Source organism: Neisseria sp. 74A18 (assembly GCF_001308005.1).
GTDB classification, from domain to species: Bacteria; Pseudomonadota; Gammaproteobacteria; order Burkholderiales; family Neisseriaceae; genus Neisseria; species Neisseria dumasiana.
Genome location: NZ_LGZA01000011.1, coordinates 21,973 through 48,073, shown reverse-complemented (window position 1 = coordinate 48,073; position 26,101 = coordinate 21,973). Strand labels below are relative to the sequence as shown.

The following is a 26,101-nucleotide window of genomic DNA, read 5'->3' as shown; positions in this document are numbered from 1 at the left end:
CGTTGCCGGTGTGCTTGGCGGGCAAACTTTAACCAAAAACACCGTTTCGCAAGCGAATCGGCCACATGTTTTAACCGGCCAAGCCCTTCAATTTATACACCCATTCCAAAGCCTCGCGCGGCGAGAGTTCGTCGGGGTTGACGGCTTTGAGTGCTTCTAATGCGGGATTAGGCGCGGATGCCGGTTCGGTTTCGTTTTCCTCCCATGCCGTATCTTCGTTTTCAGACGGCATCATATTGAAAATATCCATCTGCGGGCGGTTGGCGGCGGCTTGGGCTTCGAGTTCGTTCAAATGTTTGTGGGCGGACTTCAACGCGCGGGCGGGCAGCCCGGCAAGTTTGGCGACGGCGATACCGTAGCTTTTGCTGGCGGGGCCGGGTTCGATGTGGTGCAGGAACACGATGTCCTGCCCTTCTTCGAGTGCCGACAAGTGCATGTTCACGGCGGTGGCATGGGCTTCGGGCAGGCGGGTCAGCTCGAAATAATGGGTGGCAAACAGGCTGAACGATTTGTTTTTCTGAATCAGATGTTCGGCGATGGCTTGCGCGAGGGCGAGGCCGTCGAAGGTGGAGGTGCCGCGGCCGACTTCGTCCATCAACACCAGCGATTGTTCGGTGGCGTGGTGCAGAATGTAGGCGGTTTCGCTCATTTCCACCATGAAGGTCGAGCGGTTGCCGGCCAAATCGTCGGACGCGCCGATGCGGGTGAAAATCTGGTCGATGGTGCCGATTTTGGCTGCGTCGGCAGGCACGAACGCGCCGGTGTGTGCCAGTAGCACAATCAAGGCCACTTGGCGCATGTAGGTGGATTTACCGCCCATATTGGGGCCGGTGAGCAACATCAGGCGGTGTTTGTGGTCGAGGGCGGTGTGGTTGGCGGTGAAGTGGCGCACTTGCTGCTCGACCACGGGATGGCGGCCGTTGTCGATTTCGATTAAGGGGTAATCGACAAACTCGGGGCAAACGTAACCGCGCTCTTCGCTGTGTTTGGCAAAGGTGGACAACACGTCCAGCGAGGCGGCGGCTTTGGCGGCTTTTTGCAGCTGCGGTAAGGCCGTCTGAAGTTCTTTCAGCAGGGTTTCGTAAAGCTGTTTTTCCAATGCCAACGCCTGCTCTTGCGCGGTCAACACTTTGTCTTCAAAGGTTTTGAGTTCGGGTGTGATAAAACGCTCGGCGTTTTTCAGCGTTTGGCGGCGTTGGTAATCGGCCGGTGCTTGTTCGGCCTGTACTTTGGAAAGTTCGATATAAAAACCGTGCACGCGGTTGAACTCTACTTTTAAGGTAGATAAGCCGGTGCGCTCGCGTTCGCGGGCTTCGAGGGCGAGCAAAAATTCGTCGCCGTGGTTTTGGATATGGCGCAGTTCGTCCAATCCGGCGTGGAAGCCTTCGTTGATCACGCCGCCGTCGCGCAGCCAAACCGAGGGTTCGGGCAGAATCGCGGCTTGCAGTTTTTCGGCAATCGGCAGGGTTTCGGGGAACACGTTTTGCAGGGTTTGCAGCAAACTGCTGCCGCCGGCGGGCAGTTCGGTTTCGGCCAAAACAAACAGGCTGTCGCGCAATGCGGCCAAATCGCGCGGGCGGGCGTTACCCACGGCGATGCGGGCGGCGATGCGTTCGATGTCGGCAATGTTTTTCAGACGGCCTTGCAGGTCTGCATAATGGTTTTGCAATTCCAACACCGCCTGCTGCCGCGCCTGAATATGGGTGCGGTTGCGCAACGGATGGTGCAGCCACAAAGCCAGCAGGCGGCTGCCCATATGGGTGGCGCAGTCGTCGAGCACGGAAAACAGCGTCGGCGATTTTTTGCCGGTAAGCGTTTGGGTGATTTCCAGATTGCGGCGGGTAGCGGCATCCATGCCGATATATTGGTTTTCGGTTTCGAGCGAGAGGCCGTCGAGATGCTGCGGCAAGTGGTTTTGGGTAAGGCGGATATAGTTGAGCAGCGCACCGGCTGCACCGATGGCGGCGGCATGGTCGTCCAAATTCAAGCCGAAACCGAGCAAATCTTGGCTGCCGAAATAATCGGTGAGCAGCTTGGCTGCGGTATCGGCGGCAAACTGCCAATGGTTCAGCCGCGTGATATTGGCCGCCTGAAGCGGCGGTGCGTTTTTGCCGTCGGGCAGCAGAATTTCGGCGGCCTGCAAGCGGGCAAGCTCGTCGGTCAGTTTGTCGGCGGTGGTGAGTTTGACCTTGAATTCACCGCTTTGCAGCGATGCCCACGCCAAGCCGATGTGCTTTTTGTCGGCACACACGGCTACGATGCGGTTGGTTTCTTTGTCTTCGAGAAACGCGCTGTCGGTGAGCGTGCCGGGGGTAACGATGCGCACCACTTTGCGCTCCACCGGCCCTTTACTCGCGCCTACTTCGCCGGTTTGCTCGCAAATCGCCACGCTTTTGCCCATTTTCACGAGCCGCGCCAGATATTGCTCGGCGGCATGAAACGGCACGCCCGCCATCTTGATCGGCTCGCCGTTCATCTGCCCGCGCGTGGTCAGCGTGATGTCGAGCAGCTTGGCCGCCTCCACTGCGTCGTCGAGAAACAGCTCGTAAAAGTCGCCCATGCGGTAAAACACCAGCTTGTCGGTGTGATGCGCTTTGATGTCGAGATATTGCTGCATCATCGGGGAAACGGCAGGTTTGGTCATTTCAGACGGCCTTGTGGTGTGAATCTTGAAGAGGCGTATTGTAGCAAACGGGGCAAGGGTTGAGGCCGTCTGAAACTTTTCAGACGGCGTTTAGTCTGAATTCAGTTAAGAATGATTTTTATTTATGATTTGATCGCCTGTTTTTAACTAACCCGAGACCTTTGCAAAACTCCCAGATGTGGATGCAGTTCAAGGCGTAGCAGCACAGCGAGTGCAGACATATCATATAGATAGGCAAACGAGCGAGCAGCGCACAACGCAGAAATGCGCCGCAGATGGGGGTTTTGCAAAGGTCTCAACCCGATAGTGTTCTATCTCAGGAGCAGAAAAATGAATTTATACGGCCCGATTGACCGCCATTTCAGCGGCTGGAGAATTGACCCGAAAGAAAACTTTGGTACAAGCGATTGGCGGCCTATTTCTACACCGAAGGCATCGGATTACGTTCGAACGTCTCCGCCGGCCTTACCCAAACCTTCGGATTACGTTCCCATTTCCAAAACCGAGCAGCCTGCCATCCCGTCGGTATCTGCCATTATCGATACTACACCGAAAACCATCAACGGATCAAAAGACTACAGCGTACAGGAGCTTCAAAAAATAGGCAGCAGCTCTCCCCGCGAAATTGCCGGATTTTTCCAAAACCTCAACGGTACTACCATTCAGCAAGACACCAGTGTCGACGGCCATGTATTAAAAATTTACACCAACCCCGCACTGCCCGATAAAGAATATGTTTCATATGGTGAAAACAAAGGTTTTTGGCAAATCGTCGGCACTGCCCCGCGGGTATCGACCTCCGACAATTCAGAAAGTATTCCCGGTGTTTCAGTAGCCGCCAAAAGGGAAATACAACTGAGCGGCAGCGAAATTGCCGCAGTGATCCAGCAGCAAAACAACCCCTTGCCGCCCGAGCTGCCCAAGCCCGAAGAACTTCCGTCCGTGTCGTCAGACAGCGGTGCTGTTGTTCTTTCCCCTCTGCCTGTGCCGCAGGAAAAGCCTTCTATAGAGCGGCTATCGTCTATAGGCAGCAACATCATTACCGGCGATATTCCACGCAACCCGCCCGAATTCAAACCCGCGCCCGATGTGGCAGTTCAAAATCCTCAGAAACCCCCTCCGCAAACCGCCGAAACCGCACCCGCAGAGCCACACCCCGAAAGCCAAGCCCTAGGCGCACTCGGTGATGCCGTTACTTATACTGAAGCTGCCTTGAAAAATCCGCACCAAGAATTGATGAAGCAATTGGATCAGCTCAAGGTTGAATCTTCTTTCAGCCACAATACCGCTGCCGAGCTTTCCAAAAACATTATTCAATTGGAAGAAGGCCACCTTTACGGCGAACGTCGGGAATTTTATGCCCAAAATAAAGAAGCCTTGAGCGAACTGGCAGAAAAACTGCGCACCGAGACCACAGAAATCGTAAAAGCTGAAGGCGAATTGGCCGGAAAACTCTACTATTTGAAAGGTATTGCCAAAACCTTGGGGTTTGTCGGAATCGCTTTAGATATGTGGGAGTTGGGCTCCCGGATCAAAACGGCAGTTGAAACCGACAACTGGGATCCCGTGGCGGGTTCTTTGGCCAAAATTGCCTTAACGCCCGTTGCCGTGGCGGGCGGCGTGCTGGTAGGCGCAGGTGCGGGGTTCCTTGTTGCAGGTATGGGCGTTCCTGCTGCTATAGCAACCGGTATAACAGTTGTTGTAAGTGCCGGTACTACTTATCTACTAATCCAGCCGCTGGATTCACTGGATAAAGAAATTTCAGAATCGGGTAAGTTCGATTTTGGCGAAACTTCGCAAAGCCGACCGCTTGAATTGGTTTTGGCAGGCAACTATAACCATCAAGACGATGTAAAACTCGAAGCAGACCATATTACCGTTATAGGCAGGCAGAATTTTCAGAACCTTGAGCTTAAGGCTGAGAGTTTTACCGTTATCGGCGAAGCCAATGTGGCGGGAAATCTTAATGTAGCAGCCGATCGTTACGAAAACATAGCCCCGGAGAATGTTTCCCCCGAATTTGCAGAGCAGCTGAAACAAACTGGGCAAACCGTTGCCGAGCATGCTCCGCCCGAAACCGCTCCTGAACCAAGTGTGCAGCAAGAGGGCGGCTTTGTCTTAACCGAAGAACCCGCCATCAACCTTGAATATGCCCAAGCCCAGGCAGATGCCGACAATAGTACGGTAAAAGAATACGTCAGCGGCCTGCTTGAGCCGATTAATGCTGCCGAGCTGCCTTTTCCCGATCTGTATGATTCCATCATTCAATATCAAAATGAAGAGCTGGAAAGAATATTCGGAGACAATGCCATAGAAGATGCTTTTAAATTTATCGGGCAGGAAGATCCGGCCTATCCCCAGATTCCGCCAAGCCAACCGCTTCCCGATATGCAGGAAAACACGCAACTGTAAGTTTTGGTAAAAACAGGCCGTCTGAAATTCAGACGGCCTCATAAGGATTGGATCATGAATAAAGCAAAAATAGAAAATTATCTTATATGTGGTTTGTTTATCTTACCGATATTGGTATTTACCGTATTGCCGGCACATGCCGAAAGCGGATTCGACTTTTTCCTCAACAGCCTGATAGACCGATCGATATTTGCCGACGGCTACTACAAACCGCCGCGCTACCCGTTTGCGGCGCGGGTAGTGAATGCTTTTTCGGTGGTGTGTGCAGTAATTGGCGGTATTGTGATGGGTATCTGGCGCAGAGACAGCGTTATCAGAAGCAAAATTCCTAAGAATTTGTGGCTGATTATGGCGGCATTATTTGTAGTTAGTTGCTATATGTTTTGGATTAGCATTACCCCACAGGAGTTTAAGGTTGTGAGCGGCAGGAGCTTCGGCGTAACGGAAAGTTTCCACAACAATCCGGTACTGTTTCTGTTTTTAATGGTATCGAAAAGTGTCATTATTTATGTGTTTTTAAGAGCCTCAATCACATATTCTCTTTATCTTTTATCTTCGCCGAAAAAAAGCACAGATTAAAAATAACCTGATGAGGCCGTCTGAAACTTTAACTTTCAGACGGCCTTTGGAGCTTGATTATGAATAAAGAACAAAAAAAGAAAGCGGAAAATTATATTTTTTATCCGCTTCTTGCTTCTACGGTAGTGATATTTATCATTTCTCCTGCATACATCGACCCCAACAACAGGTTCGACCATATGTTAAACAATCTGATTGATCATTACTTATTGGGAAACGGTTATTACTCTCCTACGTATTATCCTTTTGCAGCCAAAATCACTAATAGTTTTTCAGTCGTATTGGCCATCATTGCAGGCGTATTTGTAGGAATTTTACGTAAAGACGGAATTGAATATGTATCCAAATCTCTTTGGTTTGCCTGCCTAGTCATGTTGGGATTGGGTATAGCCACATTTTTCTTAAGTTTGAACCCTCAGGAATTTAGAGAACCCACATTCAGGCGCAGCTTCGGTACCAGCGAATCGTTCCACAATAATCCGGTTTTGTTTTTATTTATGATGATTGTCAAACAGGTATGTATTTATGCAGGTATCAGAGTGCCCCTTTCTCTTATGCTTTATTACATAGATAAAATCAGAAAATAACCCGAGGCCGTCTGAAACTTTTCAGACGGGCTCGAATATCAATAACGCACGAATATTTGTCTGCACCCTTTATATATTGCTTATTGGCGGTGCGGATACGATTAAGCGGTGATGCAATCAAGCCGGCGGGGGGCTTGCCCAATCAGTTTTTTCGCGCAACCACAAATTGTGCCAATTCGCGCAGGTGTTCTGCTTTTTCGCCGAATCCTTCTAACATTTCCACCGCTTCGCTTATCAGTATTTCGGCGTGGCGGCGGGCTTCGGCCAAGCCCATCAGTTTTACATAAGTCGGCTTGTCGTTGTCTGCGTCTTTGCCCGCTGTTTTGCCCAGTGTGGCTGTGTCGGCTTCGCAGTCGAGCACATCGTCTATCACTTGAAACGCTAATCCGAGCTTGGCGGCATATTGGTCTAAACGCTGCAAATCTGCGTCGTTCAAATCGGGGCAGGCCAGTGCGCCCAAACCTACGGCGGCGCGGATAAGGGCGCCGGTTTTCAGGCTGTGCATGTGTTCCAATTCGTGCCGGTTCATGGGTTTGCCTACGTTGGCCAAATCAATGGCCTGCCCGCCTGCCATGCCGAGGCTGCCGGATGCTTGTGCCAATAAAGCGGTCATTTTCAGTTGGCGTGCGGCGGGTAGAGAGGTAGGACGGCTCAATACGTCAAAGGCCAATGTTTGCAGGGCATCGCCGGTTAAGAGGGCGGTGGCTTCGTCATATTGAACGTGGCAGGTGGGTTTGCCGCGGCGCAGGCTGTCGTTGTCCATTGCGGGCATATCGTCGTGCACCAGCGAGTAAACGTGTATCAGTTCTACCGCCGCCATGGCCTGTTCTACCGCTTCGGTATCGGCATCGCCCAATTCGGAAGCGGCCAGCACCAGCAGCGGGCGCAGGCGTTTGCCGCCGCCGAGGGTAACGTAACGCATGGCTTGGTGCAGGGTGTGCGGCACAATATTTTCAGACGGCATCACGCGCTCGAGCACCAGTTCGGTTTGCGTCTGTGCTTTCAGCTGCCATGCTTGCAGATTATTCGCTTTGTTCAAGATTCAGCTCCTTCAGTTCGCCCGCATCAAGCACTTGCAGTTTCTGCTCTACTTCGGCCAGCTTGGCTTGGCAGTATTTCACCAGTTCGTTGCCTTCCTGATAGGCGGCCAGCGCGTCTTCCAACGGCATTTCGCTGCTCTGCATGGCTTGGGTGAGGGTTTCTAAACGTTTCAGGGCTTCTTCAAACGATTTGGGTGCGGCAAATTTTTTCATATCGCTAGGCTTGTGGAATAAAGGCGGTATTGTAACATTTTTGCGTAGATGGATTGTGTGGTTATAGAGAAGCAAATACCGTGAATTGAAATGCTGTTATAAGGCCGTCTGAAAACAGCAGGATTTTTCAGACGGCCTGTTTTGGTTTTCCGGCTTCAAGCCCTGAAACGGGCTTAACCTATCCGCTTAAACGGCGGCAGGCAGGCGAGCATTTGACGGCCGTAGTTTTGGGTTTTGACGCGGTTGTCGAGTATGGTTACACGGCCGTAGTCCTGCTCGGTGCGGATCAGCCGCCCGACGGCCTGCACCAGTTTGATGCTGGCTTCGGGCACGGTGATTTCGATAAACGGATTGCCGCCGCGCTGTTCGATCCAGCGGTTTTGGGTTTTTTCGATGGGGTTGTCGGGCATGGAGAACGGCAGTTTGGCAATGATGACCTGTACGCAGGCTTCGCCGGGCAGGTCGAGACCTTCGGCGAAGCTGTCCAAACCGAAAATGATGCTGGCGCGGCCGTCTGAAATGGCTTGGTAATGCTTTTGCAGCAGCACGGCTTTGGGCAATTCGCCTTGTACGAGCAAAAGCGGCAGGTAGTCTTCGGGCAGGCGCAGGGCGACATCCTGCATTTGTTTGCGCGAGGAAAACAGCACCAGCGTGCCGATGGCTTCGGCGGGCGAAATCAGCTTGGGCAGCCATTCGACGATGGCGGCGGTGTGCGCGGCGGGGTCTTTGGGGCTGGCGTGTACGGGCGGAATATACAATTCGCCTTGGGCGTCGAAATCAAACGGGCTTTGCAGGGCGAGCGTGGTGGTTTCGGGCAGCCATTGCAGGCCGGTTTGGCGCAGAATCAGGTTGAAGCTGCCGAGCGATTGCAGGGTGGCGGAGGTGAGCACGGCACCGGCGGCGCGCCGCCACAGGTTGTTGGCCAGATACGATGCGCTGCTGATGGGGCTGGCGTGGAAAAAGTAGTCGTTTTTGTCGTCGAGGCGGCGGGTTATCCATTTGGCCAGCGGTTCTTCGCCTTCGGCGGGCACGGTGGAAAGCAAATCCCATGTGGCGGTGATTTGTTCGATGCGGGCGCGGAATACGCCGAATTCGGTGCTCAGGCGGTCTATTTGCGCGCTGTTTTGGTCTTTGTCGCGGCGGGCGGCAGACAGGGCATCGTTCAAGCTGTTAGCGTGTTTATACAGGCTGCGGGCGGCGATGGCGGTGTTGGATACGGCCAATTCGAGCGCTTCGGGGATTTTGCCGTCTTGCCACAGCCACACCGATTCGTTGCTTTCAGACGGCCTCAGTTCGGGTTCTTCGGATAAGTGGAACTGCCATTCGTGCAGGCTTTCGAGCAGCGCGGCGGCGGCTTCGTCGGCAAGGTTCGCCAGCTCGGTTTTGTCAGTTAGCATGGAGATTTTGGCGATAACGGGCGGCAGTTTTTCCAGCGCCCACACCGCTTGGTTCCACGAATGCTCGGCGGCAAACTGGCTCAGGGCTTTTTTGGGCAGGTGGTGCGCTTCGTCGATGCAGTAGAAGCTGTTTTCGGGGGCGGGCAGAATCACGCCGCCGCCCATGCTGATATCGACCATTAGCAAGTCGTGGTTGGCCACGACGACATCAACGGTTTCCAGCGTGTCGCGGGCGAGATAAAACGGGCATTCGGGGCGGTTGGGGCAGGCGGCTTTGAGGCAGCCGTAGTTGTCGTTGTTCACCTTCATCCAGATGGCGTCGTCGATTTTTTCCGGCCAAGTGTCGCGGTCGCCGTTGAAGCGGCGGGCGGAAAATTCGTCGGCGATGTCGCGCAGCAGCTTCAATTCTTCGGGCTTGGGTTTGCTGTCCCACAGCACGGCGGGGGCTTCGAAGCCGAGCAGGTTTTGCTGGGCGTTGCTTTGGGTGAGTTGGTAGAGTTTGTAGGGGCAGAGGTAGCGTCCGCGCCCTTTGGCAAGCGCGAAGGTTAATTCCAAGCCGCTTTGTTCCACCAAAAACGGCAAATCGCGGTCAACCAACTGCTCTTGCAGGGCAACGGTGGCGCTGCTCACAATCAGCCGCTTGCCGCGCGTTTGCGCCATGATGCCGCCGGCCAGAAGATAAGCCAAACTTTTGCCCACGCCGGTCGGCCCTTCCACCACCACAATGCTCTCGCCTTCGCGTTTGGGCGCTTCTTCGCCTTCGGCGCGGGTTTGCGTGCGCGAAAAGGCGTTGGCAATGGCTGCAATCATCTCCCGCTGCGCGGCGCGCGGGCGGAAGTTGGGCAGGTTTTTGCCGATGTTTTGGTAATGGTCGCGGATGGCGTTTTTTTCTAAATCGGTGAGCATTGAGGCCGTCTGAACATAGCTGGCAAGGGAAAAGCGTATTTTAGCATTGATTAAGGAGAAGGCCGTCTGAAATGCTGTTTTCAGACGGCCTGAAACTTTTATGACAGGCGGCGGCTTAGGGGCGGTTTTGTGTGGCCAGCCAAGCGGCAATGTCTTTGCCCAAGGCGTTGGCGGTGCGGTAAAGTACGGTGCACGAACCTTTGAAACCGGCAAACATGCCGCCCATGGAGTTGCGGTTGAACGTGGTTTTATGCACGGGTTGGCCGTTGCGGTAAAGCTCGCCGTAAACCGACATTCCTTTTGCATGGCCGATGAAAGCATTGCCTGCGCTCATGGCCGAAGTGATGTGCAGCTTGGCATAAGATACCTCGGGGTCGGTGTTGCCGTCGCGTATAACCGTTATTTGATTTTCGCGTGCATATTTTTCAACGGCTTGAGACAAGCGGCTGCCGATTTCGGTGCATTCGGAGGTGATGCGGTTATCGATACGGCTTTCGTCTTCATAAGGAACGGTTTCTGCGATATGGATGTCGGTGGCGGAGGCAAAAGCCGCCGCGCTGCCCATCAACAGGCAAAGTAAAACGCTTTTGTGCATGATTGATTTTCCTTGTAGATGAATGAAATCGAGCGGGTTTTATCGTTACTGCGCCAACAATTATACCTCTTATTATTTGTTTTGATGAAGTTTGCCGCGCCATCTGCCGTGTTATAATCCGCCGTGCATACAGGCCGGGCAGACAGCCGCCGCGCAACGCATAAAGCCTGCGGGGAGGAAAGTCCGGGCTCCGAAGAGCAGAATGCCGGCTAACGGCCGGGCGCAGTAATGCGACGGAAAGTGGAACAGAAAGCAATACCGCCGATGGCTGCTTCGGCAGCACAGGTAAGGGTGAAAAGGTGCGGTAAGAGCGCACCGTGCACTTGGTAACAAGGCGCAGCAGGCTAAACCCCATTCGGAGCAAGACCAAACAGAACGCATTGACGCTGCTCGCCGAGCGTTCGGGTAGGTTGCTGGAGCGTATCAGCAATGGTGCGCCTAGAGGAATGGCTGTCCGACGACAGAACCCGGCTTACCGCCCGACCTGTATGCCCCCATAACGGATAGGCCGTCTGAAATGTTTCAGACGGCCTATTTATTTTTATGGTCAATAACTTAGCTTTAATGCAAGGCAGCAACGCCGTAATAAAAGTCAAGCGGATTGACGATAAAGGGCGGTGCCGGCAACCGGTTTGTCTGCACCAAGGGCTTTAGGGCGGCGGTATCTGCCAGCCGAAAGCGCGGGCGAGCTGCTGCCATTGACCGTCAACGTCTGCACAGACGGTGATTCTGCCGCTACCGTCGGGCTTATTGAATGCCAGCGTGCGGGCATGAAGCATCAGGCGCGTGCTGCCGGTATGGGCGGCGACGGCGCGGTTTTGGGCATTGTCGCCGTGGGTGGTATCGCCCACAATCGGATGAAAGATGTGTTTCAGATGGCGGCGCAGCTGGTGTTTGCGGCCGGTATGCGGTGTGAGCTCTACCCATGAATAGCGCGAGGTGGGATAGCGGGCGGCAGATTGGAACGGCTGTTCGGTTTGGGCAAGGCAGCGGTAGTCGGTTACGGCATGTTGTGCGGGTTTGTCGGGGTCGGCAAAGGGGTCGGCGATTTTGTCGGCTTCTTCTTTGAGCGGATGGTCGATGCGGCCGCTGCCGTTCAGATGGCCGCGCACAACCGCCCAATAGGTTTTCTGTACGGTTTGCTGCTCGAATTGCCGCGACAGCAAGTGTGCGCTTTCGCTGTCGAAGGCAAACAGGAGTACGCCCGAGGTCGGGCGGTCGAGCCGGTGGACGGGATAAACATGCTGACCGGTTTGGTCGCGCAGGGTCTGCATCACAAAGCGGGTTTCGTGGCGGTCGAGCCAGCTGCGGTGCACCAACATGCCCGCAGGTTTGTTGACGGCTATGCAGAGGGTGTCGCGGTAAAGGATGTCGAGCATAGGGATGGCCGGATGGATTGGGCAAAGGTTTCGGGCCGTCTGAAAAAGTTTGATTGGCTGTATAGTGTGAGAATCGGTTTTTCAGACGGCCTTTGCATACGGTTAGCGCAGCAGTTCGTCGGTAATGCGCTGTAAAAACGCCAGTCGTGATTCGCGTATTGCGCCTGTTTCGGCTGCCGCTTTCACGGCACAGCCGGGTTCGGCGCGGTGGGTGCAGTTGTGGAAACGGCATTGTCCCGACAAATGGCGCAAATCGGGAAAATATTCGAGCAGGCGGGGCGCTTCGAGATGAAACAGGCCGAATTCCTGCAAACCGGGCGAATCGATTAATTTGGTTTCGGCATCAATATCATACAGGCGGGCATGGGTGGTGGTGTGTTTGCCGGAATCGAGCGCGGTGGAGATTTCGCCCACGCGGGCAGTCTGGCTGCCGAGTAAAGCGTTGGTGAGCGTGGATTTGCCCATACCGCTCTGCCCCAGAAAAATATTGGTGCAGCCCTGCATCAAAGGTTTGAGTGCGTCGGCGTGGTCGAGCGCGCAGGTTTCGATTACGGGGTAGCCCAATGATTCGTAAAAGCCGAGTTTTTGCCGCCAAGCGTCGGTTTCGGGTAAGTCGGCTTTGTTCAGCACGATCACGGCTTCGATACCGGCGGCTTCGGCAGCCAGCAGTGCACGCTGGATCAAGGCTTCGTTGGGGCCGGGCACGGCGGCGGTAACGATAAACAGTTTATCGACATTGGCGGCAATCAGTTTGGTTTTCCAAGCATCTTGGCGGTAGAGCAGGCTTTCGCGCGGCAGATAATCTTCGATAACCGCCTGTTCGTGATTGATGGGGCTGATGTGTACCCAATCTCCGCAGGCAAAATCAACGCGTTTTTTGCGGGTGGTGGCATCATATTGAATGCCGCCGGGGGTGCGCACGGTATAGCGGCGGCCGTAGCTGGCGGTAATCTGGGCGGTGTCTGGCATAGGTTTGGGATACTCGGATGGGGAAAGCGGTTTATTTTACAGGATTTTATATCTAAGGCCGGCTTGAGTTTGCCAAGGCCGCAGGCCGTCTGAAACCGTTTATGGTCAATTCACTTAAATAAACGGTTTCAGACGGCCTGCAACGGGCATTCAACAAAAACAGGGAAAGCACGGGCTTTCCCTGTTTTCACATTCTGAGACCTTTGCAAAACCCTCATCTGCGGCGCATTTCTGCGTTGTGCGCTGCTCGCTCGTTTGCCTATCTATATGATATGTCTGCACTCGCTGTGCTGCTACGCCTTGAACTGCATCCACATCTGAGGGTTTTGCAAAGGTCTCATTCTGCCGGGATTAAGCGCGTTTTTCCAAAACCGCCACGGCAGGCAGCTCTTTGCCTTCCAAAAACTCAAGGAACGCACCGCCGCCGGTGGAAATGTAGCTGATTTGGTCGGTGATGCCGAACTTGGCAATCGCCGCCAAAGTGTCGCCGCCGCCGGCAATCGAGAAGGCGCTGCTGTCGGCAATTGCTTTGGCCAGCACTTCGGTGCCGCCGGCAAATTGGTCGAACTCGAACACGCCCACCGGGCCGTTCCACACCACCGTGCCGGCTTTTTTCAGTGCTTCGGCCAAGGCTGCGGCGGATTGCGGGCCGATGTCGAGAATCATGTCGTCTTCGGCCACGTCGTCGATATTTTTTACCGTCGCTTCGGCATCGGCGGCAAACGCCTTAGCCACCACGACATCGGTCGGCAGCGGAACCACGCCGCCTTTGGCTGCCATTTTTTCCATGATTTTTTTCGATTCTTCCACCAAATCATGCTCGGCCAGCGATTTGCCGATGGGTTTGCCCGCAGCCAGCAGGAAGGTGTTGGCGATGCCGCCGCCGACGATCAATTGGTCGACTTTGTCGGCCAAGCTCTCGAGAATGGTAAGTTTGGTCGATACTTTGCTGCCGGCCACAATCGCCGCCAAGGGGCGGGCGGGCTCTTTGAGGGCTTTGCCCAAGGCGTCCAACTCGTTTGCCATCAACACGCCGGCGCATGCCACCGGTGCGGCTTGGGCCACGGCTTCGGTAGAGGCTTGGGCGCGGTGGGCGGTGCCGAATGCGTCGTTCACAAACACATCGCACAACGCGGCATAGGCTTTACCCAATTCCAAATCGTTTTTCTTTTCACCTTTGTTGATGCGCACGTTTTGCAGCATGGCCACTTCGCCTGCCGCCAAAACGGGTTTGTTTTCGCGCCAGTCGTTCAACACTTTGACTTCTTTGCCCAACAATTTGCCCAAGTGGGCGGCAACCGGAGCCACGTCGTCTTCCGGATTGAATTCGCCTTCGGTGGGACGGCCCAGATGCGACATCACAATCACCGATGCGCCGTTGTCCAAGCAGTATTGAATCGACGCGAGCGATGCGCGGATGCGGGTGTCGTCGCTGATGGCACCGTCTTTAAACGGCACGTTCATATCGGCACGGATCAATACGGTTTTGCCTTGTACGTTTTGTTCGGTCAATTTCAAAAATGCCATGTTCGGTTTCCTTGTCTGAAGTAAATGAAAGCAATCAGCCGCATTATGCGGGAAGCGGAAAAAGCGGTAAAGGCGCGCAGCCCCAACGGTTGATTTGCGTCATGATTACAATGGATTACGCAAAACCTTGCAAACTGATCCGCATCAAGCCGCATCAGGCACAACGGTTTTCAGGTAGTTCAGCGCGATAAACTGTTTGTCTGCGTCCACTTCCGTTACCGACAGCAGCATCTGCGATTTGGGCAGCGCGTCGAACGGAATGCCGGTGGCGCGGGCCACCAGCGGCAGGCCGTCGATACGCACCAAGTCTTCTTTCAACAGCGTGGCTTTCAGCTCTTTTATGTTTTCCTGCTGCACATACACCAAGCTCCAATAGCTTTCCATCTGCCGCTGGAAATCGGCATAGGCGGTATAGGCCGAATCGAAATCGCGCAAGGCGGCAAACAGGTCGGCATCGTTGTGCTCAAACAGCGGCAGGCCGTCTGAAATCAGGCTGATAAGCTGTTTTTGGTTGATGTAGTCGGCGGCGCGGCGCAACGGCGAGGTAAACCAGCCGTAATGCTGCACGCCCATGCCGCTGTGCGGTTCGGATTTGGTGCTCATGCGCACTTTGCTGTTGCCTGGCTGCACGCGGAACAGGCCGGGCAGGTGGTTGGCATCGAGCATTTCGGCCCATGTGCTGTTGGCGAGAATCATCATTTCGCTTACCAGTGTGTCGATGGGCGAACCGCGCTCGCGGCGAGCCACGCCTACGCTGCCGTCTGCGTTCAATTCGATGCTGTAATCGTATTGTACGGCGCGCTCCGGCTCGTATTTGCCGCGGGCTTTTTGGCGGGCGACGGCAAATCGGTGCAGCCAGATTAAATCGCGGTGGTGGTTGAACATGGCCTGCTCTTCGGCATCCAAACCGGTTTCGGTATTGAAATGCGGCTCAATGGCTTGAATACGCAGGTTTTCGGCGATATACACGGCTTCGATTTTGTGTTCGGGTGCGCTGATGTTGAAATCGGTGTCCACATCGAAATAAATGCTCACGGCGGGGCGGTATGCGCCGGCATCGAGGCTGAAAGAGGCAATCCAGTTGTCGGGCAGCATGGTGATTTTGCCGCCGGGAAAATAGGCGGTGCTTTGGCGTTCCATGATGATGCCTTCGATGCCGCTGCCGGGTTCGACGGCCAATGAAGGCGCGGCAATGTGGATGCCGACGCGTTTGCTGCCGTTGCCCAAATCGGTAACGCTGATGGCATCGTCCACTTCGGTGGTGCTGTCGTCGTCGATGGAAAACGCCTGCACGCCGGCTTTGGGCAGGTCGGCCAAAGCGGGGACGGCGACATCGGGAAAGCCGGTGCCTTTGGGGAAATGCTTGATTTCAAAGCCGTCGTACAGGTATTGCGGAATCGAAGCCACGCCGCCGGTTTGCATGGCGAGCGCGAGCGGTGCGAGTTTGAGCGCGTCGGCGGCTTTGGTGAAGGCTTTGTAGGTGAGCGCCTGTTTGTCGGGCGCGTGCAGGATGGTTTTTAAGTCGGCGGCGATTTCAGACGGCATCTGCCCTTGTTTCAAGGCTTCGGCCCAGCTTTCGATTTGCGCTTCCTGCTGCTTTTTGCGCTCGATGGCGGCCAGCGCCTGCTTGAGGGTTTCTTCGGGCGCGGCTTTGAATACGCCTTTGGCCTTTTTGTAGAAGTACATCGGCGCGGCGTAGAGGGCGATCAGGGTGGCGGCCAGCTCGGTTTTGGCGGGTGCGTGGCCGAAATATTCTTCGGCGATGGCTTCGGCGGTGAATTCTTCTTCGCTGCACACTTCCCACAGCAAATCGGTGTCGATGTCGGCGGCTTCGGCTTGGGCTTTGTTCAGGAAGTCGTCGAGCGGGGTGTCGAATTCGACAAATACGTTGGCGGCTTTGACTTTGGTGCGTTTTCCGTGCTGGGTGTCGGCCTGATAGTTGGCATCGTTTTTCTGAACGACGGTTGCCACTTTGAATTGGCCGGATTCTTCGTAAAATATGTTCATAAATAAAATAGATGGGCGATAAGCTTGCACTCGGAGGCCGTCTGAAAAAACGGCGCGGGTGTATGGCTTATCAAATTGCTGAAAAGGCGTGATTTTAACAGGAATCGCTTAGGCTTGTCGGCGTTGTGGCGTTCAGACGGCCTTTTCCAAAATATTTTCTGCCGTGATAGTGGCAATCTCTCGCTGCGGTAACGGTGGCAGGCGGTTTCGCTATATACTGGCGGCTCGACACGTTTGAAAGGAGCGGACGATGACCATTTATTTTTTAGGCGGCGGCAATATGGCGGCGGCGATTGCAGGCGGTTTGGCAAGACAGGGCGGATACGCCGTCCACATTGTGAACCGCGGTGCGGAAAAACGCGAACGGCTCGCGCGCGAGTTGGGCGTGCCGGTGTCGGAAACCCTGCCCGAGCTTCATGCCGAAGACGTGCTGGTGTTGGCCGTGAAGCCGCAAGACATGCAGGCAGCGTGTGCGGGCGTGGAAACCAACGGCGCATTGGTCATATCGGTGGCGGCCGGATTGAGTGTCGATACCTTGAGCCGCTATCTCAACGGCACGCGCCGTATCGTGCGGGTGATGCCGAATACGCCCAGCGGGGTCGGTTTGGGCGTGTCCGGCCTGTTTGCGGGCGACGGAGCCACTGAGGCCGACAAACAGCTGGCGGCGCAGATTATGCTTGCGGTCGGCCAAGTGATGGTGGTGGAAGACGAGGCCCAGCTGCACGCCGTTACCGGCATTACCGGCAGCGGCCCCGCCTATGTGTTTTATCTGCTCGATGCCTTGAAGAAAGCCGCCGTTATGCAGGGTTTCGATGAAGGAACCGCCAAGCAGCTCAGCTTGGCCACCTTTAAAGGCGCGGTTGCGTTGGCCGAACACAGTGGCGAAGATTTCAGCGTGCTCCAGCAAAACGTTACCTCCAAAGGCGGCACCACGTTTGCCGCGCTGGAAACTTTTAAAGCCCGCTCGGTAGCCGAAGCGATAGGCGAAGGCGTTGATGCGTGCGTGGCGCGTTCACGGGAAATTACCCGCCAATTCGAGGCCGTCTGAAATGTTGTCTAAATTATTGATTCTGTTTTCAGACGGCCTGGCCATCGTGTGTTTGGCGCGCTGCCTGCTGCAATGGGCGAAGCTCGATTACCGCCATCCGTTTGCCCAATTCTGCACCCATACCACCGATTGGCTGGTGAAGCCGCTGCGCAAGGCCGCCCCGCCGTTAGGCCGCTGGGATACCGCCTGCATTTTGGCCTGCGTGCTGCTCTATTACACCGCTTTTACGCTGATTTCATTAATCTCGCTGCCGGGCGGGTTCGGCATAAAAGTGATCGCCGCCAACCTGTTTTTCACAGTTTTAAGCATGTTTAAAGCCGTTGCCTATGTTTTACTGTTGGGTTTGGTATTGAGAATGGTGCTGAGTTTTCAAAATCCATACTCATTTTTACAAGTATCTTTGCATAAAATATTTGAACCATTGTCGCGGCCTTTTGTCTTTTTAAAATTCGGACGCTACGATTTTTCGGGCAGCGTTCTGGCATTGATGCTGTGGTTTTGGTTAAGTGCAATCCTGCCACAGTTGAGCGCCAAATTGAATTTATGGCTGTTGAATTGATATATCAATGAGTTAACCCGTTAGAGAGGCCGTCTGAACAAAAACACCGGGCGCGGCGCAGGCTGAAAATAAGGCATATTCATAAAACCGTGATATGATGCCCCCGCACAAAAAGGTTAAATCATCGAAAAATCAACAACAAACCTAAAAGCGGGCTTTGAATCGAAGCCTACCGTCCAACAGAGAAAGAAAGAACTACCATGGCAAAGCTCACAGAACAAGACATCCTTAATTGGAACGGCTCTGAAGAAGACTACATGAATGCGGACCAACTGGCTTTTTTCCGTGAGCTGTTGGTAAAACTGCAAGACGAACTGATTGCCAATGCCAATGCCACCACCGGCCATCTGCAAGAGCACGAATCCGCTCCCGATCCCGCCGACCGCGCCACTCAGGAAGAAGAATATGCCCTCGAGTTGCGCACCCGCGACCGCGAGCGTAAACTGTTGAGCAAAATCCAAGCCTCCATCCGCAGCATCGACGAAGGCGACTACGGTTTCTGCCGCGACACCGGCGAACCCATCGGCCTGAAGCGCCTTTTGGCGCGTCCTACCGCAACCCTGTCGGTAGAAGCGCAAGAGCGCCGCGAGCAAATGAAGAAACAGTTTGCCGATTGATTCGTGTCAAACCGGCGATTCAGGCTGCTGAGGCCGTCTGAAAAAGTTGCGTGAAACCTGTTTGATTTAAACCGAAGGCCGAACCTTTTAACTAAGGTTCGGCCTTCGGTTTTGTCTTGCCCGTTGAGGTTTTTCAGACGGCCTTACCGGCACAGGCAAAACATGGCGTTATATATAATCAACCAATTTAACTTCGACTACGGCGTTTCTGCGCCCTAGCTCTAAGAGAGCAATGGTGTAAGCCGCTGAAGCGGCAACAGAATCGGTTCCGTATTAGCTGTGCTGCTTGGGCTTGCTGCCTCGTATGAAAATTAAATTGATTGACTATAAGCTTTGAACACCATTCCTATCCGGGGGCAAAGGTATTGTGCCGTTTACTAACGGATCACTCCGCAGGCCATGCGTCCGCCGCCGCCGCCCAAAGCGGAGGGGTGGTCGCTGTAATTGTCGCCGCCTTCATGAATCATAAGCGAGTGGCCGCGCAGGGTGTTGATGTTTTTGATGCGGGGAGCGACAACGGGTTGCACATGGCCGTTGGCGGCTACTGCCAATGCGGGTAAGTCGCCCAAATGGCCGCTGTCATCCCACGGGCCTTTGTGTGCGCCGGTTTTGTGGGGATCCCAATGGCCGCCCGCTCCGTGGCCGGCAACGAGCTTGCCTTTGTTTGGTGCGGGAGCGCAGCTGGGGTGTTCGTGAACGTGAAAGCCGTAAATGCCTGCTTTCAGCCCTTTCAGGTGCGGAGTGAAGACGGCACCGTGCTTGCTTTGGCTGATGTGGATTTCGCCTATCGGGGTGTCGCCTTTTTCGAGGTCGAGCAGCGACACCGGTACGATAATCGGATTTTGTGCAAAAGCATGGGCAGACAGGCAGCACAATAAAGTTGCAATGAGTTTTTTCATGTGGTTTCCTTCGATTTGTGTTGGGATAAATGGTTGGAATACTTAGTAAATATTAAAGTTTGTGTATTCGTTTAATGATATGAAAGAATGGGATGGTTCTGTTGGCGTTTCATGCGAAAGGTTTCAGGCCGTCTGAAATATTTCCGATGTTTGTCAGGCAGGTGTAACGGTTAATATCAGGGCTTGGCGGCCGTTGATTTGAAAAGTTACTTCGTATTGTGCAACCTGCATCACATAGATTCGTTCGGGAATATCTTGATAGGCGGGGCGCGGGTCTTGGGCGATACTTTGGCTGATCAGGTTGCGTTCGGCGGATGTTAGCGCGGTATGGCTGCAATCGGCCTGCCACGTTACGCTGAGTTCTTCGGGCTTAACGGCGGCGAAACCGCCTGCGGCATCGGGTTTGGCTTCTACAAAGGGAATATAGGGTTTGATGTCGATAACGGGCGTGTTGTCGAGCAAATCGGCACCGCTGCAATAAAGGCGCACGGGTTTGCCGGAGGTTATGCGTTCGAGTTTCAATAGCGAGAGGCCGATGTGGTTGGGGCGGTGGGGGCTGCGTGTGGCAAAAACGCCCATTTTCTGCTTGCCGCCCAAACGCGGGGGGCGCACCAGCGGCGACCAGCCTTCTTCCAATACGTCGTGAAAAATAAAGCTGACCCACACATAATCAAATGCTTCCAAACCGCGCACGCTGTCGGCAGTGAAGCTGTTGTTTAATTCGATGCAGACTTCGGCGGCAGGTACCAAACCGGGTTGGCGGGCGATGCCGAATTTTTGTTTGTAGGGTGAATGTACGGTGCCGATGGAAGTTATGGTGTATTGCATAGATGCCGTCTGAAAGGCTTTGAAAGGCGGCTATGATAACACCGATACAGCAAATAAACTTTATTTCTGCTGTGGTGTTGCTGCGCCTCGCTGCCTCGTATTAAAAATAAGTTGATTGGCTATATATATCTTTAACCGTACCCATATCGGGTGTTCGCAAAGGTATCGGCCTTTGTGTTGCGCTCGGTAAGCAAATGTCTGCCGCTGTTTTTGCAGTACGGGCAGTATGGAAAATGTAGTGCGTTGAAAGGGTGGCGGGCGGTGCTGGGCATCTGATTTTTCGGCTATAATGTCGGCTGCCTTTTAAGACTGAGAGCATATATATGATTGTGTCGATAGACGTTGATGCACAGAAAACCTTTTCCCCGTTGTGTCCGGATGAATTGCCGGTGGCGGAAGGTGATACGATTGTGGCGGAATTGAACGCACAAGCGGCATTGGCGGATTTGCGCGTGATGACGAAAGACGCGCACAGCCCGTTTGCGAAATGGATAGTGCAAGACGCTGCCGATATGCTCCGGCCGACGGGTATGCCGGAAGCCGACTTAACATGGGTGCCGCACGCAATGGTCGGCACAAAAGGCTATGAATTGCTCGACGGTTTGCCGTCTGCGCAAGACTATGATTATTGCGTATGGAAAGGCGTTGACCCCGAATACCACCCTTACGGCGCATGTTTTCACGATATTGGAGAAAAACTCAGCACCGGTTTGTTGGAGTGGTTGCACAGCAAAGGCACAACAATGGTTATTGTTGGCGGTTTGGCAACCGATTATTGTGTGAAAACCACGGTGTTGCAGCTGATTAAAGGCGGCAATTGGCAAGTATTGGTTAATGCGGCTGCCTGCCGCGGCATTGCGCCCGAAACGGTTGAATTGGCGTGGAACGAAATGATGGATGCCGGTGCCGTGGTGCTCGAAAATGCTGAATCTGTTTCAGATTATATTAAAAATCAATAGGTTGTGCTTTTATTTAAGATGTTTCACGTGAAACATCGGTTTGAAAAGATGAGGTGCGCGATGAAAGTTTTGCTGGTTAGGCTGTCGAGTATGGGCGATTTAATCCATACGCTGCCTGCGGTGGACGACTTGTCGCGCATGCGTCCGGATGTGGAGCTGCACTGGTTGAGTGAAGCGGCTTTTGCCGATATCGCCCGACTGCACCCTTTTGTCAAAAAGGTTCATGTTATGCGCTGGCGGCAATGGCGCAAAGAGTTGGCGCAATACTCGGTGTGGCAGGATATAGGCCGTCTGAAAAACGATCTTCAGCAACAACGCTTTGATTTTGTGTTGGATAGCCAAGGTTTGGTAAAAAGCGCGGTTTTTGCCAAAATCACTCAGGCACCCGTGAAAGGCTTGGGTTTCGGAAGTGCCCGCGAACGGTGGGCGGCCTTAATGTATAACCAAACTTATACGGTTCCTAAAGGTCAAAATGCGGTTTGGCGCAACCGTGTTTTATTTGCACAAGCCTTTGGTTATGAGATGCCGTCTGAACAGCGTTTCGGATTGGTTGTGCCGCAAGAAGGTGCGTTAAACGGATTGCCGCCCCGGTATTATGTTGCCCTTCATGCAACCAGCCGCGACAGCAAGTTATGGCCGGTCGGGCATTGGGTGGAGTTGCTGCAAAAACTTCATGATCGGGAAGAATGCGCCGTTTATTTGCCTTGGGGCAATGAAACCGAAAAACTCAGAGCGGAAAATATCGCCGCCAAGCTGCCTTTTGCAAAGGTGTGCGATAAATTAAGCCTGCTTCAGGCGGCCTGTCTTTTGGAGCGGGCTCAAGGTGTCGTTGGTGTGGATACCGGTTTGCTGCATTTGGCTAATGCGTTGGATCGTCCTGTGGTGGGGATTTACACCGATACCGACCCTGCAAAAACCGGTGTTCAGCCTTCTGCTTGGGCGGTAAATTTGGGAAGAGCCGGAAATATCCCCGCTGTGGATAAGGTATATACGGCATTGATTGATTGTGTGCATAACAAAAATGAGGCCGTCTGAAAAATAAAAAAGCCGCTAGGTGTTGGTAAGCCGTTTATCATCCGTTCGACAAGTTGGGAATATAAACCGACAGACTGTTTCTGTAAGGAAGTTCAAAGCAGGTTTCTTACAAAAACATGTTTATCAATTTACCTGTCGCCCCAAGTGGCGGCCGGGTTTAAGGAGCGTTCATGAAAGCACTGGTGGCAGTAAAAAGAGTGGTGGATTACAACGTAAAAGTCCGCGTCAAGGCAGATGGTTCGGATGTGGACATCGGCAATGTAAAAATGTCGATGAATCCGTTTGATGAAATTGCCGTTGAAGAAGTCGTGCGCCTCAAAGAAGTAGGCAAAGTGAGTGAAATCGTAGCCGTTTCTTTGGGCGGCAAAAAAAGCGAAGAAACCCTGCGCACGGCACTGGCAATGGGTGCAGACCGTGCCATTCATGTTGAAACCGACGGCAAGCTCGAGCCTTTGGCCGTGGCCAAACTGCTCAAATCAATAGCAGATAAAGAGCAGCCGCAGTTGTTGCTGTTGGGCAAGCAGGCTATTGATGATGATGCCAACCAAACCGCCCAAATGCTGGCTGCGCTATTAAATGCCTCTCAAGGCACATTCGCATGCAAAGTTGAGCTGGTTGATAACGAAGTGTTGGTTACCCGTGAAATTGACGGCGGGGAAGAAACCGTAGCCTTGAAATTGCCTGCAGTGATCAGTGCAGACTTGCGTTTGAACGAACCCCGTTTTGTGAAGCTGCCCAATATTATGGCGGCAAAGAAAAAGCCTTTGGAGAAGTTTTCGCCCTCAGATTTGGGTGTGGATATCAAACCCCTTATGCATGTCGTGAAAGTAGCCGAGCCTAAGCAGCGGAAAGCCGGTGTGAAAGTAGGCAGCGTCGCCGAATTGGTTGAAAAACTGAAAAACGAAGCTAAAGTTATCTGACGGGAGAGGCAAAATGAATATTTTAATTATTGCAGAACACAATAATCAGCAGTTAAACCCCGCCACCCTTCATGCCGTTACCGCAGCTTCTAAAATGGGCGAAGTGCATATTTTAGTGGCCGGTAGCGGTGCGGCTGCAGTTGTAGAAGAAGCAAAACACATCAAGGGCGTTGCAAAAGTTTTATCGGTAGAAGCCGGCCATTATGGCGAAGGTTTGGCAGAGGAACTTGCTCCGTTGGTTGTGAAGCTGGCTGAACATTATCAAGCTGTCGGTGCAACGGCTACTGCTTTCGGTAAAAACCTTTTGCCCCGCGTTGCTGCGTTATTGGATGTGCCCCAAGTTTCAGATTTAACCGAAGTGGTTGATAACAAAACATTTACCCGCCCTATTTATGCAGGCAATGCTTTTGAAACCATTCAAATTGACGCCCCCAAACTGGTTTTGACCTTTAGAGCCGCCTCTTTTGATGCGGCGGAAAAAGGCGGTGATGCAGAAGTGGTGAGTGTTGAAGCCGCTCCTGCTCAAAATTTAAGCCGTTTCGTGGAAAGAAAGCTGGCTCAATCCGATCGCCCCGAGCTCACGCAGGCTAAAGTAGTGGTATCCGGCGGGCGGGCTTTGGGCAGTGCCGAGCAATTCAACGCATTGATTACGCCTTTGGCAGATGCGCTCGGAGGTGCAATCGGTGCGTCTCGAGCGGCGGTTGATGCAGAATATGCGCCCAATGCCCTTCAGGTGGGTCAAACCGGCACGGTAGTCGCGCCGCAACTGTATGTTGCAGTGGGCATTTCAGGTGCGATTCAGCATATTGCCGGTATGCAGGACAGCAAAGTGATTGTTGCCATCAACAAAGACCCGGACGCACCTATTTTTAATGTGGCGGACTACGGTTTGGTGGGCGATTTATTTGAGATTGTTCCCCAGCTTACCGACGCATTAAAAAGTTAAATGTTTCACGTGAAACAGGCCGTTTGAAGTTTTTCAGACGGCCTTCTCTCATTGAAAGCCTGTTATGAAGCCGCTGCATAATCCTCAATACATTTCTTTTGCTTCCGATAATTATTCGGGCGTGTTGCCTGAAATAATGGATGCTTTATCAACAGCAAACGGCGGCCATGCGGGAGCGTATGGAAATGATCCTTATACCGAAAAATTACAAACGCTGGTTCGGGAGCATTTCGGTGATAAAGTCCAAGCGTTTCCTGTTTTTAACGGAACGGGCGCAAATGTCCTGGCTTTGCAGGCATGTTTGCCGCGTTGGGGAGCGGTAATATGTGCCGACACGGCGCATGTTCATCATGATGAAAGCACCGCTCCGCAAGCCGTGGGCGGATTTAAATTGTGGCCTGTGGCTTCGCTTGGCGGCAAGTTAACCCCTGAGCTGATTGCCCGGGAGGCTTATGGGTACGGTTTCGAGCATCGTGCCCAACCTTTGGCAGTCAGCATTACCCAGTGTACGGAATTAGGCACGGTATATAGGCCGTCTGAAATACAAGCGATTGGTGAGTATTGCCGTGAGCGCGGAATGGCATTGCATATGGACGGTGCCCGATTATCTAACGCTGCTGCGTCGTTAGGGGTTTCGCTGCGTGAAATCACTTCTGATGTCGGCGTGGATATCGTGTCGTTTGGCGGCACCAAAAACGGATTGATGTTTGGCGAATGTGTGATCGTGCTGAACCCTGAAAAAGTTTCAGACGGCCTGCCCTATCTGCGTAAGCTCAATTTGCAGTTGGCTTCTAAAATGCGTTTTGTATCGGCACAATTTGTTGCGTTGCTTTCAGACGGCCTGTGGTTGCGCGCGGCGCAGCACGCCAACGCAATGGCAGCAAGGTTGTCGCGTGGTTTGTCGGCAATAAACGGCATTGAATTTGTTTCGCCCGTTGAAGCAAACGGAGTATTTGTTCGTTTGCCCAAAGGCGTTGCAGAAAAACTGCATGAACAGTTTGTTTTTTATGATTGGGACAATGAAGGAACCGTACGCCTGATGTGCAGTTTCGATACGCAGGAATCCGATGTCGATGCGCTGATAGCCGCAGCCCAAAAAAGCGTAGAGGCCGTCTGAAATGGCCGAAACAACAACTTTTCACACCATTGCCGCGCCGGTTGAGGCCGAGTTTAAAGACAAAGGCAGCCGTTTCATCGCTTATGCGTATCCGGTGCAAAGCACGGCAGAAATCAAAAACCATGTTGAAGCCTTGCGGGAAGCACATCATAAAGCCCGACATTGGTGTTATGCCTACCGTTTGGGCACAGACGGTAACCTGTTCCGCGCCAATGACGACGGAGAGCCTTCCGGCAGCGCGGGTAGGCCGATTTTGGGTCAGATTGATTCGGCAGGCTTAACCGATGTTTTAATTGTGGTGGTGCGTTATTTCGGTGGAACCCTGTTGGGCGTGCCGGGCTTGATTCATGCCTATAAAACAGCCGCTGCCGAAGCTTTGAAATCAGCGGAAACGGTTGAAAAAAATATAGAAAAAACAATATGGCTGCGTTGTGCCTATCCTTATCTCAACGATGCAATCCGAATCGCCAAGCAACATCAGGCCAGCGTTGTAGCCCAAGATTTGCAGCTGGATTGCCGGTTAACCGTTCGTATCCCTTTTGCACATTACGAAGCATGTGTGGCAGCATGGCAGCATACCAGAAATATCGAAGTGCATACCGACAGCGAGCACGACATCGTTTGAATAAGCACGGTGTGCGGCCGTCTGAAAGCCTGAGAGACCTTTATATAACATATAGTCAATCAACTTAATTTGAATGCAAGGCAGCAAGCCTCAGACAGTGCACGCAGTATGGAACCGATTCTGTTGCCGCTTTAGCGGCAATCGTTTTCTTTGCGCTAAGGCGCAGCGACACTGTAGCTGAAACAAAGCTTATTCGTTATCAAACCCATATGCGGCGTATTTGGCATTGTGCGCCGCGACCGCTCGAATATGTTTGCATTCGCTGTGCAGCTTCAATTTGAAGCGCATGTGAA

Annotated in this window: 25 protein-coding genes and 1 other RNA gene; 14 read left to right on the top strand and 12 right to left on the bottom strand. The window is 53.2% G+C overall.

Annotated elements, in window-relative coordinates; translation table 11 throughout:
- Positions 1-70 precede the first annotated feature (70 nt).
- Positions 71-2,644, bottom strand: a complete 2,574-nt coding sequence (gene mutS, locus AKG43_RS05260) for a DNA mismatch repair protein MutS (protein ID WP_054599518.1) — start codon at positions 2,642-2,644, stop codon at positions 71-73.
- Between the two features lie 143 nt (positions 2,645-2,787).
- On the bottom strand, positions 2,788-2,949 hold the full coding sequence (locus tag AKG43_RS13235; RefSeq protein ID WP_231718117.1) for a lipoprotein signal peptidase: 162 nt from the start codon (positions 2,947-2,949) through the stop codon (positions 2,788-2,790).
- 25 nt (positions 2,950-2,974) lie between these two features.
- Between AKG43_RS13235 and AKG43_RS05255 the strand changes: the two genes are divergently transcribed.
- From AKG43_RS05255 to AKG43_RS05245, 3 genes are read left to right on the top strand one after another with little or no spacing between them, the layout of a single operon-like run.
- Positions 2,975-5,056 (top strand): hypothetical protein, encoded by a 2,082-nt coding sequence (locus AKG43_RS05255; protein ID WP_054599517.1) that lies wholly within the window; start codon positions 2,975-2,977, stop codon positions 5,054-5,056.
- 54 nt (positions 5,057-5,110) lie between these two features.
- Positions 5,111-5,635, top strand: a complete 525-nt coding sequence (locus AKG43_RS05250; protein ID WP_054599516.1) for a hypothetical protein — start codon at positions 5,111-5,113, stop codon at positions 5,633-5,635.
- A 59-nt stretch (positions 5,636-5,694) separates the two neighbouring features.
- Positions 5,695-6,222 (top strand): hypothetical protein, encoded by a 528-nt coding sequence (locus tag AKG43_RS05245; protein WP_054599515.1) that lies wholly within the window; start codon positions 5,695-5,697, stop codon positions 6,220-6,222.
- A gap of 142 nt (positions 6,223-6,364) precedes the next feature.
- On the opposite strand, the gene AKG43_RS05240 is transcribed toward AKG43_RS05245, so the two are convergent.
- The 4 genes from AKG43_RS05240 to AKG43_RS05225 form a co-directional block, all read right to left on the bottom strand.
- Complete coding sequence (locus AKG43_RS05240) at positions 6,365-7,261, bottom strand: polyprenyl synthetase family protein (RefSeq protein ID WP_054599514.1); 897 nt, start codon at positions 7,259-7,261, stop codon at positions 6,365-6,367.
- Positions 7,245-7,475, bottom strand: coding sequence for an exodeoxyribonuclease VII small subunit (locus AKG43_RS05235; protein WP_054599513.1), 231 nt, complete (start codon positions 7,473-7,475; stop codon positions 7,245-7,247). Before AKG43_RS05235 ends, AKG43_RS05240 begins: the two co-directional genes overlap by 17 nt.
- Before the next feature lie 173 nt (positions 7,476-7,648).
- The gene (gene dinG / locus AKG43_RS05230) at positions 7,649-9,778 is read right to left on the bottom strand and encodes an ATP-dependent DNA helicase DinG (RefSeq protein WP_054599512.1); all 2,130 of its coding nucleotides are present in this window, start codon (positions 9,776-9,778) and stop codon (positions 7,649-7,651) included.
- Positions 9,779-9,893: 115 nt separating this feature from the next.
- The gene (locus AKG43_RS05225; protein WP_054599511.1) at positions 9,894-10,373 is read right to left on the bottom strand and encodes a hypothetical protein; all 480 of its coding nucleotides are present in this window, start codon (positions 10,371-10,373) and stop codon (positions 9,894-9,896) included.
- A 130-nt stretch (positions 10,374-10,503) separates the two neighbouring features.
- Between AKG43_RS05225 and rnpB the strand changes: the two genes are divergently transcribed.
- Positions 10,504-10,864: RNase P RNA component class A (gene rnpB, locus AKG43_RS05310), an RNA gene on the top strand.
- A gap of 159 nt (positions 10,865-11,023) precedes the next feature.
- On the opposite strand, the gene truC is transcribed toward rnpB, so the two are convergent.
- Positions 11,024-11,752 (bottom strand): tRNA pseudouridine(65) synthase TruC, encoded by a 729-nt coding sequence (gene truC / locus AKG43_RS05220; RefSeq protein WP_054599510.1) that lies wholly within the window; start codon positions 11,750-11,752, stop codon positions 11,024-11,026.
- 102 nt (positions 11,753-11,854) lie between these two features.
- A complete protein-coding gene (gene rsgA / locus AKG43_RS05215; RefSeq protein ID WP_054599509.1) occupies positions 11,855-12,721 on the bottom strand; it encodes a ribosome small subunit-dependent GTPase A in 867 nt (288 codons plus the stop codon).
- Between the two features lie 203 nt (positions 12,722-12,924).
- Here rsgA and AKG43_RS13230 point away from each other — a divergent pair, with 203 nt between their 5' ends.
- Positions 12,925-13,164: a hypothetical protein gene (locus tag AKG43_RS13230; RefSeq protein WP_231718115.1), complete on the top strand. Its 240-nt coding sequence runs from the start codon at positions 12,925-12,927 to the stop codon at positions 13,162-13,164.
- On the opposite strand, the gene AKG43_RS05210 is transcribed toward AKG43_RS13230, so the two are convergent.
- Complete coding sequence (locus AKG43_RS05210) at positions 13,073-14,248, bottom strand: phosphoglycerate kinase (RefSeq protein ID WP_054599508.1); 1,176 nt, start codon at positions 14,246-14,248, stop codon at positions 13,073-13,075. The two genes, AKG43_RS13230 and AKG43_RS05210, sit on opposite strands and share 92 nt — an antisense overlap.
- Before the next feature lie 144 nt (positions 14,249-14,392).
- On the bottom strand, positions 14,393-16,255 hold the full coding sequence (locus AKG43_RS05205) for a ribonuclease catalytic domain-containing protein (RefSeq protein WP_054599507.1): 1,863 nt from the start codon (positions 16,253-16,255) through the stop codon (positions 14,393-14,395).
- Positions 16,256-16,505: 250 nt separating this feature from the next.
- Here AKG43_RS05205 and proC point away from each other — a divergent pair, with 250 nt between their 5' ends.
- The 3 genes from proC (at position 16,506) to dksA (ending at position 18,479) form a co-directional block, all read left to right on the top strand.
- Positions 16,506-17,303 (top strand): pyrroline-5-carboxylate reductase, encoded by a 798-nt coding sequence (gene proC, locus AKG43_RS05200; RefSeq protein WP_054599506.1) that lies wholly within the window; start codon positions 16,506-16,508, stop codon positions 17,301-17,303.
- A 1-nt stretch (position 17,304) separates the two neighbouring features.
- Positions 17,305-17,862: a YggT family protein gene (locus AKG43_RS05195; RefSeq protein WP_054599505.1), complete on the top strand. Its 558-nt coding sequence runs from the start codon at positions 17,305-17,307 to the stop codon at positions 17,860-17,862.
- A 200-nt stretch (positions 17,863-18,062) separates the two neighbouring features.
- The gene (dksA, locus tag AKG43_RS05190) at positions 18,063-18,479 is read left to right on the top strand and encodes an RNA polymerase-binding protein DksA (protein ID WP_054599504.1); all 417 of its coding nucleotides are present in this window, start codon (positions 18,063-18,065) and stop codon (positions 18,477-18,479) included.
- A 377-nt stretch (positions 18,480-18,856) separates the two neighbouring features.
- Here dksA and AKG43_RS05185 read toward each other — a convergent pair whose 3' ends face one another.
- Together AKG43_RS05185 and tsaA are read right to left on the bottom strand one after the other, a co-directional pair.
- Positions 18,857-19,378, bottom strand: coding sequence for a superoxide dismutase family protein (locus AKG43_RS05185; RefSeq protein ID WP_054599503.1), 522 nt, complete (start codon positions 19,376-19,378; stop codon positions 18,857-18,859).
- Positions 19,379-19,531: 153 nt separating this feature from the next.
- A complete protein-coding gene (gene tsaA, locus AKG43_RS05180; protein WP_054599502.1) occupies positions 19,532-20,206 on the bottom strand; it encodes a tRNA (N6-threonylcarbamoyladenosine(37)-N6)-methyltransferase TrmO in 675 nt (224 codons plus the stop codon).
- 323 nt (positions 20,207-20,529) lie between these two features.
- Here tsaA and AKG43_RS05175 point away from each other — a divergent pair, with 323 nt between their 5' ends.
- From AKG43_RS05175 to AKG43_RS05150, 6 genes are all read left to right on the top strand, one after another.
- The gene (locus AKG43_RS05175; protein ID WP_054599501.1) at positions 20,530-21,165 is read left to right on the top strand and encodes a nicotinamidase; all 636 of its coding nucleotides are present in this window, start codon (positions 20,530-20,532) and stop codon (positions 21,163-21,165) included.
- Between the two features lie 60 nt (positions 21,166-21,225).
- Positions 21,226-22,200 (top strand): lipopolysaccharide heptosyltransferase I, encoded by a 975-nt coding sequence (gene waaC / locus AKG43_RS05170; RefSeq protein WP_054599500.1) that lies wholly within the window; start codon positions 21,226-21,228, stop codon positions 22,198-22,200.
- Positions 22,201-22,370: 170 nt separating this feature from the next.
- Positions 22,371-23,120 carry an electron transfer flavoprotein subunit beta/FixA family protein gene (locus AKG43_RS05165; protein WP_054599499.1) on the top strand — a complete coding sequence of 250 codons (750 nt, stop codon included), beginning with the start codon at positions 22,371-22,373 and terminating at the stop codon, positions 23,118-23,120.
- 13 nt (positions 23,121-23,133) lie between these two features.
- On the top strand, positions 23,134-24,066 hold the full coding sequence (locus tag AKG43_RS05160) for an electron transfer flavoprotein subunit alpha/FixB family protein (RefSeq protein WP_054599498.1): 933 nt from the start codon (positions 23,134-23,136) through the stop codon (positions 24,064-24,066).
- Between the two features lie 64 nt (positions 24,067-24,130).
- Positions 24,131-25,183 (top strand): low specificity L-threonine aldolase, encoded by a 1,053-nt coding sequence (locus AKG43_RS05155; RefSeq protein WP_054599497.1) that lies wholly within the window; start codon positions 24,131-24,133, stop codon positions 25,181-25,183.
- 1 nt (position 25,184) lies between these two features.
- Positions 25,185-25,808, top strand: a complete 624-nt coding sequence (locus AKG43_RS05150) for a YigZ family protein (protein WP_054599496.1) — start codon at positions 25,185-25,187, stop codon at positions 25,806-25,808.
- Positions 25,809-26,101 lie beyond the last annotated feature (293 nt).

Excerpts from the sequence above, each read along its gene's own strand:
- AKG43_RS05205 (WP_054599507.1), bottom strand. The coding sequence starts at position 16,255 with ATGAACATATTTTACGAAGAATCCGGCCAATTCAAAGTGGCAACCGTC.
- mutS (WP_054599518.1), bottom strand. The coding sequence starts at position 2,644 with ATGACCAAACCTGCCGTTTCCCCGATGATGCAGCAATATCTCGACATC.
- truC (WP_054599510.1), bottom strand. The coding sequence starts at position 11,752 with ATGCTCGACATCCTTTACCGCGACACCCTCTGCATAGCCGTCAACAAA.
- AKG43_RS05225 (WP_054599511.1), bottom strand. The coding sequence starts at position 10,373 with ATGCACAAAAGCGTTTTACTTTGCCTGTTGATGGGCAGCGCGGCGGCT.
- AKG43_RS05195 (WP_054599505.1), top strand. The coding sequence starts at position 17,305 with ATGTTGTCTAAATTATTGATTCTGTTTTCAGACGGCCTGGCCATCGTG.
- AKG43_RS05235 (WP_054599513.1), bottom strand. The coding sequence starts at position 7,475 with ATGAAAAAATTTGCCGCACCCAAATCGTTTGAAGAAGCCCTGAAACGT.
- AKG43_RS05245 (WP_054599515.1), top strand. The coding sequence starts at position 5,695 with ATGAATAAAGAACAAAAAAAGAAAGCGGAAAATTATATTTTTTATCCG.
- AKG43_RS05175 (WP_054599501.1), top strand. The coding sequence starts at position 20,530 with ATGATTGTGTCGATAGACGTTGATGCACAGAAAACCTTTTCCCCGTTG.
- rsgA (WP_054599509.1), bottom strand. The coding sequence starts at position 12,721 with ATGCCAGACACCGCCCAGATTACCGCCAGCTACGGCCGCCGCTATACC.
- dksA (WP_054599504.1), top strand. The coding sequence starts at position 18,063 with ATGGCAAAGCTCACAGAACAAGACATCCTTAATTGGAACGGCTCTGAA.
- AKG43_RS05165 (WP_054599499.1), top strand. The coding sequence starts at position 22,371 with ATGAAAGCACTGGTGGCAGTAAAAAGAGTGGTGGATTACAACGTAAAA.
- AKG43_RS05185 (WP_054599503.1), bottom strand. The coding sequence starts at position 19,378 with ATGAAAAAACTCATTGCAACTTTATTGTGCTGCCTGTCTGCCCATGCT.
- proC (WP_054599506.1), top strand. The coding sequence starts at position 16,506 with ATGACCATTTATTTTTTAGGCGGCGGCAATATGGCGGCGGCGATTGCA.
- AKG43_RS05210 (WP_054599508.1), bottom strand. The coding sequence starts at position 14,248 with ATGGCATTTTTGAAATTGACCGAACAAAACGTACAAGGCAAAACCGTA.
- AKG43_RS05150 (WP_054599496.1), top strand. The coding sequence starts at position 25,185 with ATGGCCGAAACAACAACTTTTCACACCATTGCCGCGCCGGTTGAGGCC.
- tsaA (WP_054599502.1), bottom strand. The coding sequence starts at position 20,206 with ATGCAATACACCATAACTTCCATCGGCACCGTACATTCACCCTACAAA.
- dinG (WP_054599512.1), bottom strand. The coding sequence starts at position 9,778 with ATGCTCACCGATTTAGAAAAAAACGCCATCCGCGACCATTACCAAAAC.
- waaC (WP_054599500.1), top strand. The coding sequence starts at position 21,226 with ATGAAAGTTTTGCTGGTTAGGCTGTCGAGTATGGGCGATTTAATCCAT.
- AKG43_RS05255 (WP_054599517.1), top strand. The coding sequence starts at position 2,975 with ATGAATTTATACGGCCCGATTGACCGCCATTTCAGCGGCTGGAGAATT.
- AKG43_RS05250 (WP_054599516.1), top strand. The coding sequence starts at position 5,111 with ATGAATAAAGCAAAAATAGAAAATTATCTTATATGTGGTTTGTTTATC.
- AKG43_RS05155 (WP_054599497.1), top strand. The coding sequence starts at position 24,131 with ATGAAGCCGCTGCATAATCCTCAATACATTTCTTTTGCTTCCGATAAT.
- AKG43_RS05160 (WP_054599498.1), top strand. The coding sequence starts at position 23,134 with ATGAATATTTTAATTATTGCAGAACACAATAATCAGCAGTTAAACCCC.